The sequence below is a fragment of the Kitasatospora sp. MBT66 genome (assembly GCF_000710405.2).
In the GTDB taxonomy this organism is placed as follows: Bacteria; Actinomycetota; Actinomycetes; order Streptomycetales; family Streptomycetaceae; genus Kitasatospora; species Kitasatospora purpeofusca.
Window position 1 is genome coordinate 1 of the sequence record NZ_JAIY01000005.1, and the last position, 538, is coordinate 538.

Annotated in this window: 1 protein-coding gene; it reads left to right on the forward strand. The window is 68.8% G+C overall.

All coding sequences use genetic code 11. The annotated features are described in order from the left end of the window. Positions 1-538, forward strand: a 538-nt coding sequence (locus tag BI06_RS11080) for a ParA family protein (protein ID WP_043467745.1), incomplete at both ends; no start/stop codon positions are given.

Here is a 538-nt window from a genome sequence, read left to right on the forward strand (position 1 = left end):
GTCGGCAAGACCACGTCGACCATCAACCTCGGTGCCGCGCTCGCCGAGTACGGCCGCCGGGTACTGCTCGTCGACTTCGACCCGCAGGGCGCCCTCTCCGTCGGACTCGGCGTCAACCCGATGGAACTCGACGTCACCGTCTACAACCTGCTCATGGAGCGCGGACTGACGGCCGATGAGGTGCTGCTGAAGACGGCCGTGCCGGGCATGGACCTGCTGCCGTCCAACATCGACCTCTCCGCCGCCGAGGTGCAGCTGGTCAGCGAGGTGGCCCGGGAGTCCGCGCTGGCGCGCGCCCTGCGGCCGCTGCTGCCCGACTACGACTACGTCATCATCGACTGCCAGCCCTCGCTGGGTCTGCTGACGGTCAATGCGCTGACGGCCGCTCACAGCGTGATCGTGCCGCTGGAGTGCGAGTTCTTCGCGCTGCGCGGCGTCGCGCTGCTCACCGAGACCATCGAGAAGGTCTGCGAGCGGCTCAACCCGGAGCTGCGGCTGGACGGCATCCTCGCCACCATGTACGACTCGCGCACCGTGC